The following is a 7307-nucleotide window of genomic DNA, read 5'->3' as shown; positions in this document are numbered from 1 at the left end:
CATTGAACGGGCTCTTAGACCCCAGGCTTCACGACGGTGCGCGCTGGCGCGCATCGTCGATTTCCTTTCTGCCAGCAACCACCCTTCGAGGAGACAACATGAACGCATTCAATACAAAAAGATTCGCTATCAAAACCATAGCTGCTTGCGCCCTACTGGCAGGCACTGTGGGCTTTTCCGGCATCGCATCGGCGCAGACCAAGCTGAAATGGGCGCACGTCTACGAAACCTCCGAGGCCTACCACAAGTGGTCGGTCTGGGCAGCCGACGAAATCAAGAAACGCACCAGCGGCCGCTACGAGATTCAGGTGTTCCCGGCTTCCACGCTGGGCAAGGAAAGCGACATCAACCAGGGCCTGCAGCTGGGCACCGTCGACATCATCATCTCGGGCGCATCGTTTGCGGCCCGAAGCTTTCCGCGGATCGGCGTGGCCTACTACCCCTACACCTTCCGCGACCCGGAGCACCTGCTGAAATACGCGAAGAGCGATGTCTTCAAGGAACTGACCGAAGGCTACAAACAGAAGACCGGCGTGCAAACCGTCGCCGTCACCTACTACGGCGCGCGCCACTCCACCAGCAACAAGCCCTTCAAGACCTGTGAAGAGATGAAGGGCCTGAAAATGCGGGTGCCCGACGTGCCGGCCTACATGGCCCTGCCTCGCGCCTGCGGCGCCAACCCGACGCCGATCGCCTTTGCCGAGGTTTACCTGGCGCTGCAAAACGGCACGGTCGATGCACAGGAGAACCCGCTGCCCACCATCGAGGCCAAGAAGTTCTATGAGGTCCAGAAGAACATCATCCTGACCGGCCACATCCTCGATTCGCTGGTCACGCAGATCGGCCCCCACGTCTGGACCAAGCTCAGCGATGCCGACAAGAAAGTCTTCACGGATGTGATGCAGGAAGCGGCCGCCAAAGCCACGGCCGACATCCAGAAGCGGGAAGGCGAGCTGGTGGATGAGTTCAAGAAAAAAGGCATCAACCTGATCACGGTCAACAAGGACGAGTTCCGCGATCACATCGTCAAGGCCGTGGACATGGCGTCAATGGGCTACGACAAGAAGGATTGGGACCGCATCCAGGCCATCAAGTAAGTCTTGCCCATCCGGCCAAGGCTTCCCGCCCTTTCCTCCGTCGGAGGGAAGGGCCTCATTACCCACTACTCCACCATCATGACTTCCATTCCCGACATTGACGCCTTGCCCAAGGTCATGGGCGACGACGGCGAGTTCCACGCCACGGATGAAGCAGTTGACCTGTCCGGCACGCCCGTTGAAGCCTGGGCGGCGCTGTTTTTCTTCTGGGCACTGGGCCTGACGGTTTTCTACCAGTTCTTCACGCGTTATGTAATGAACGATTCCGCCGCCTGGACGGAAGAAATCGCACGCTACCTGCTGATTGCCACGGTATTCGTCGGCGCCGCCATCGGCGTGGCCAAGAACAACCATATCCAGGTCGACTTCTTCTACCGCTTCATGCCCACCTGGCTGGCCCGGGCCATGGCCCTGCTGACCGATGTGCTGCGCATCGCCTTCCTGGGCGCCATGGTCGTGCTGACCTGGCAAATGATGGACAAGATGGGCAACTACAAGATGACCATCATCGACCTGCCGATGAACCTTGTGTACGGCGTCTGCCTGGTGGGGTTTGCGGCCATGGCCGTGCGCTCGATCTGGGTCATGCGCATCCACCTGCAGCGCGGCTACAGCGTGCTGGAACGCCCTGAATCCACGATGGAGGACCGCTGAATGTTGAAGGTTATTTTTCTCTTCCTGATGAGCGGTGGCCTGCCGGTGGCCATGGCCATGGCCGGGGCGTCGCTGGTCTACATCCTGTTCACCAACAGCTCGCCGCCCTTTGTGGTGGTTCACCGCATGGTCAGCGGCATCGACAGCTTTCCGCTGCTGGCCGTGCCGTTCTTCATCCTGGCCGGCAACCTGATGAACAACGCAGGTATCACCAACCGCATCTACAACTACGCACTGGCGCTGGTCGGCTGGATGAAGGGCGGGCTGGGCCACGTCAACGTCGTCGGCTCAGTGGTGTTTGCCGGCATGAGCGGCACCGCCATTGCCGACGCCGCCGGCCTCGGCACCATCGAGATCAAGGCCATGAAGGACCACGGCTACAGCACCGAGTTTGCCGTGGGCGTGACGGCGGCCTCGGCCACGCTGGGCCCCATCATTCCGCCCAGCCTGCCCTTTGTGATCTACGGCATGATGGCCAATGTCAGCGTCGGCGCGCTATTCCTGGCGGRCATCCTGCCGGGGGTCATGATGGCCATCCTGATGATGCTGACAGTGGCCTACTTCGCACACAAGAACGGCTGGGGCGCCGATGTTCCCTTCGCATGGAGCCGCCTGAACAAGGCGCTGGTGGAGACCGCCGTGGTCGTCGGCTGGCCGCTGCTGCTGTGGCTGCTGATCGGCAAACTGAACTTTCCGCCGCAGATCACGGTGGCCGTCGCACTGGCGGCATTGTTTGCGGCCGACAAGGCCTTCAATTTTCAGGCCGTGTTGCCCATCATGACGCCCGTGCTGCTGATAGGTGGCATGACCACCGGCATCTTCACCCCCACGGAAGGCGCGATTGCCGCCTGCGTCTGGGCGCTGATCCTCGGGTTTGCCTGGTACCGCACGCTGACCTTCAAGAGCTTTGTGAAGGTCTGCCTTGATACGGTCGAGACCACCTCCACCGTGCTGTTCATTGTGGCCGCGGCATCGATCTTCGGCTGGATGCTCACCGCCACCGGCGTGACCACCGACATTGCCAAATGGGTGCTGGACTTCACCAAGGAGGCCTGGGTCTTCCTGCTGCTGGCCAATTTGCTGATGCTGTTTGTGGGCTGCTTCCTGGAGCCGACCGCAGCCATCACGATTCTGGTGCCAATCCTGGTGCCGATTGCCACGCAGCTGGGTGTGGACCCGATCCACTTCGGGCTGGTGATGGTGCTCAATTTGATGATCGGCCTGCTGCATCCGCCCATGGGCATGGTGCTGTTTGTGCTGGCCCGCGTGGCCAAACTTTCCGTGGAACGGACCACCATCGCCATCCTGCCCTGGCTGTTCCCGCTGCTGGGCAGCCTGGTCATCATCACCTATTTCCCCAAATTGGTACTCTGGTTGCCGAAGATGTTTTACTGAAAGTGAAACAATCACCCTGAGACGCCTTCGAGGGGGCACCAACTGCGGCCCGGCGAAGCCGGTTCCGCGATGGCCCCCCGATAAACACAGAAGTATTAAATGGCTTTCGTAACAGAACTGATTTCTGTAGAGGATCAACAACTAATTGGGCACGATCAGATGCGAGACCCGATTGGGCGTCCCCTGCGGCCATATAAGTGGACCATTGATCGCGGTCGAGAGATGTTTTTTCTGCAGACTTATCGCGGTGGCGAAGATACTCATCATTTGATGTGGTTCATCTTCGGTGTGAAGGGGGTCAGGTTGTCACTACAACTTAGCTGTAAAACCCACATCAAAGATGGGAAAGAGTTTTACCCTTGGGAATTAGCCCACCCTGTTGATTTCCCGAATGACCTTCAAATGTCCCGTGAAAAAGTGATTGAGGCTATCAAAGAAGCCATAGCCTCCTTCACTAACTGGGGGTCTCCAATTAACCAAGTGACGTTCAGCTTCTAACTTCAAACCAATGACACCGTTTATTCGCCTTCACCCCTCCGATGATGTCCTGATTGCCCGAGCCCAGCTGGTGGGCGGCACCGAGGTCGAAAACATCACCGTACGCGGCCTGATTCCTGCCGGCCACAAGATCGCCACGCGCGCGCTGGCCCTGGGTGAGCCCGTGCGGYGCTACAACCAGATCATCGGTTTTGCCAGCAAACCCATCGCGCCCGGCGAGCACGTGCACACGCACAACCTCAACATGGGCCCCGACAAGGGCGACTTTACGCGCGACTACGCATTCGGCGCCGACGTGAAGCCGGCACCAGCCAGGCGCGAGGCGACTTTCATGGGCATCAAGCGGCCGGACGGCCGTGTCGCCACCCGCAATTACATCGGGATTCTCTCGAGCGTCAACTGCTCAGCCACCGCCGCGCGGGCGATTGCCGACCATTTCTCGCGGCAGAACAACCCTGCAGCGCTGAAAGACTTTCCCAACGTCGACGGCGTGGTGGCGTTGACGCATGGCACCGGCTGCGGCATGGACAGCGACGGCCTGGGCCTGCAGATCCTGCAACGCACGCTGACAGGTTACGCCACGCACCCCAACTTCGCGGGCGTGCTGGTGGTGGGCCTGGGCTGCGAGTCAAACCAGATCAATGCCTGGCTGGCCCACGGCAGCCTGCGCGAAGGTGAAACCCTGCGCGTCTTCAGCATCCAGGACACGGGCGGCACGGCCAAGACGGTGGCCAAGGGCATCGCCATGATCAAGGAAATGCTGCCGCAGGCCAATGCCGTCAAGCGCGAACCGTGCAGCGCCGCGCACATCACCATCGGCCTGCAGTGCGGCGGCTCCGACGGCTATTCGGGCATCAGCGCCAACCCGGCGCTCGGCGCGGCGGTGGACTTGCTGGTGGCCCATGGCGGCACAGYCATCCTCAGCGAAACGCCCGAAATTTACGGCGCCGAACATTTGCTCACGCGGCGCGCCGTTCGCCCCGACATCGCCGAAAAGCTGATCTCGCGCATCAAGTGGTGGGAGCACTACACCCAGATCAACGAGGGGGAGATGAACAACAACCCGTCGCCCGGCAACAAGGCCGGCGGCCTGACCACCATCCTGGAAAAGTCGCTGGGTGCGGTGGCCAAGGGCGGCACCTCCAACCTGGAGGCTGTCTATGAATACGCCGAACCCGTGAAGGACCACGGCTTTGTCTACATGGACACGCCGGGCTACGACCCGGTCAGCGCCACCGGCCAGGTGGCTGGCGGCGCCAACATCATCTGCTTTACCACCGGCCGCGGTTCGGCTTACGGCTGCGCGCCCTCGCCTTCGCTCAAGCTCGCCACCAATTCGGCGCTGTGGCATCGGCAGGAAGAGGACATGGACATCAACTGCGGCGAGATTATCGACAGCGGCGTGACGGTGCAGGAGATGGGACAGCGCATTTTCGAGATGGTGCTGGCCACCGCATCGGGYGAACCGAGCAAGAGCGAAAAGCACGGCTACGGGCAAAACGAATTTGTGCCCTGGCAAGTCGGCGCGGTGATGTAAGGGCTTTTCACATGCAAAAAGTGCTTCAAGCCCAATATCTACGGGCGCAAGCAGCTACTATTTTTATAGCAGCCGGCAGCACGGCCGCCGAAGCGGAAAAAATCGCCGCCAACCTGGTCATGGCCAACCTGAGCGGCCATGACTCGCACGGCATCGGCATGCTTCCGCGCTACGTCGATGCCGTACTCGAAGGTGGCCTGACGCCCAACGCCCAGGTCAAAACCCTGCTCGATACCGGCTCGCTGCTCAGCCTGAACGGCCAGCGCGGTTACGGCCAGTCGATCGGCGAGCAGGCGATGGCGCTCGGCATGGTACGTGCCAAAACCCATGGCAGCTGCATCATGGCGCTGGCCGAGTCCCACCATCTGGGGCGCATCGGCCATTTCGCCGAGATGGCCGTGGCCCAGGGGCTGGTGTCGCTGCACTTCGTGAACGTGATGACGCGGCCGGTCGTCGCTGCCTGGGGCGGCGCGGACGGACGCTACGGCACCAATCCCTGCTGTATTGGCATACCGCTGAAGGACCAGCCGCCCTTCATTCTCGATTTCGCGACCAGCCGCGTGGCCCAAGGCAAGATGCGCGTGGCGCACAACCAGGGCAAATCCGTCCAGCCGGGCCTGCTGATCGACGAACACGGCCAGCCCACCACCAACCCCGGCGTGGTGGTGGTGCCGCAGCCGAACGGTTTTTTTGGCGCGCTCATGCCGTTCGGCGAGCACAAGGGCTACGGCCTGGCGGTGGCGTGCGAGCTGCTGGGCGGCGCGCTTACTGGCGGCGGCACCTGGCACCACCCCACAAGCAGCGCACGTGCGGTCTACAACAGCATGCTCACGATCCTGATTGACCCGGGCAAGCTGGGCACCCAATCGGCCCTGGAAATGGAAGCGCTGGCTTTCGTCGAATGGCTGCGCAAAAGCCCGCCGGCCGACGGTGTGGACGCCGTGCAGATTGCCGGTGAACCGGAACGCCGCGCGCGGCTTGAACGCGAACAGGGTGGCATTGAAATGGACGGCGAAACCTGGCGCGAAATCGTCGCAGCCGGCCAGAAGGTCGGCGTAAATGTGCCGGATTGAACGCTGGACGCTATCAAATCAGTAGCTGCTCGCGCAGTCTCTATAAGGTCCAGCGGCCAAAATGATCCTCAATTTCACCGAAAAACCATGACGCCACCGATTCAAGACCAGGTTGCGCTTGTCACTGGCGCCAACGCCGGCATGGGCCTGGCCACGGCGCGTGCCCTGCTGGCCGCCGGCTACAAAGTAGCGGCCACTGACCTCGGCACCGAACGTGTGGCCGCCGAGCTTGCCGCGTATGGTGACCGTTTGGCCTGCTTCACCATGGACGTGAGCGAGCAGGCCCAGGTGCACGCCGCCTGCGACGCCATTGAAGCGCATTTTGGCCGCATCGACGTCTGCGTCAACAACGCCGGCTTCCTGCAATACGCCAACTGCGAACAGACCACGCCGGAGCTCTGGCACAAGACCCTGCGCATCAACCTCGACGGTGTCTTCTACGTCAGCCAGCGTGTGGCGCCCGGGATGAAGGCACGTGGTTTTGGCCGCATCGTGAACGTATCGTCCTATGGCGCCAAAACCGGGGGGCTGTCGCCGCTGCCAGCCTATGCTGCCAGCAAGGGCGGCGTAATCTCGCTGACCTTCAGCTTTGCCCGCGAATACGCCGCGTTCGGCGTGACCTGCAACGCGCTCGCCCCGACCTTTGTGAAGACCCAGATGCTGACCGGGCAGGTCAGTGCCGAGCGGCAAGCCGAGCTGCGCCAGAAGATACCGGTGGGCCGCTTCTGCGAGCTCGAAGAGTTCGCCCACTGCGTGCTGTTCCTGGCCCACCCGATGAGCGGCTTCATCACCGGCGAGGTGCTGGACCTCAACGGCGGCCTGCAGTTTGACTGAGCGCGCGATGCTGAACACCCGCGCTTTGCCGGAAATCGCCACGCGAGGCATCGGCGTCCCCACTTACTCACGCCGCGGCACTGTGGGCGTAGTGCACCTGGGCCTGGGCGCTTTTCACCGTGCGCACCAGGCACTGGTATTCGATTCCCTGCTGCAGCGTGGTGATGCRCGCTGGGGTGTGCTGGGCGTCGCCATGCGCAGCACCGGGCTGGCCGACGC

Annotated in this window: 7 protein-coding genes and 1 pseudogene; all 8 read left to right on the top strand. The window is 61.8% G+C overall.

What is annotated here, in order from left to right:
- Positions 1–98: 98 nt before the first annotated feature.
- Positions 99–1097: a sialic acid TRAP transporter substrate-binding protein SiaP gene (locus tag AC1D1X_RS11630; protein ID WP_477668479.1), complete on the top strand. Its 999-nt coding sequence runs from the start codon at positions 99–101 to the stop codon at positions 1095–1097.
- 78 nt (positions 1098–1175) lie between these two features.
- Positions 1176–1751, top strand: a complete 576-nt coding sequence (locus AC1D1X_RS11625; RefSeq protein ID WP_477668480.1) for a TRAP transporter small permease — start codon at positions 1176–1178, stop codon at positions 1749–1751.
- Positions 1752–3146 (top strand): TRAP transporter large permease, encoded by a 1395-nt coding sequence (locus tag AC1D1X_RS11620; protein ID WP_477698308.1) that lies wholly within the window; start codon positions 1752–1754, stop codon positions 3144–3146.
- A gap of 99 nt (positions 3147–3245) precedes the next feature.
- Positions 3246–3644, top strand: coding sequence for a hypothetical protein (locus AC1D1X_RS11615; RefSeq protein WP_477668481.1), 399 nt, complete (start codon positions 3246–3248; stop codon positions 3642–3644).
- Between the two features lie 10 nt (positions 3645–3654).
- Complete coding sequence (locus AC1D1X_RS11610) at positions 3655–5181, top strand: UxaA family hydrolase (protein WP_477698307.1); 1527 nt, start codon at positions 3655–3657, stop codon at positions 5179–5181.
- An 11-nt stretch (positions 5182–5192) separates the two neighbouring features.
- Entirely contained in the window at positions 5193–6254 is a 1062-nt protein-coding gene (locus tag AC1D1X_RS11605; RefSeq protein ID WP_477668483.1) for a malate/lactate/ureidoglycolate dehydrogenase, read from the top strand.
- Positions 6255–6341: 87 nt separating this feature from the next.
- Positions 6342–7088 (top strand): SDR family NAD(P)-dependent oxidoreductase, encoded by a 747-nt coding sequence (locus AC1D1X_RS11600; RefSeq protein ID WP_477668484.1) that lies wholly within the window; start codon positions 6342–6344, stop codon positions 7086–7088.
- 7 nt (positions 7089–7095) lie between these two features.
- Positions 7096–7307: pseudogene (locus tag AC1D1X_RS11595) on the top strand (mannitol dehydrogenase family protein); the annotation flags it as partial.

It is taken from the genome of Polaromonas sp. P1_G4 (genome assembly GCF_056405475.1).
The sequence above is the reverse complement of the archived record's forward strand: the minus strand, read 5'-3'. Positions and strand labels throughout refer to the sequence as shown.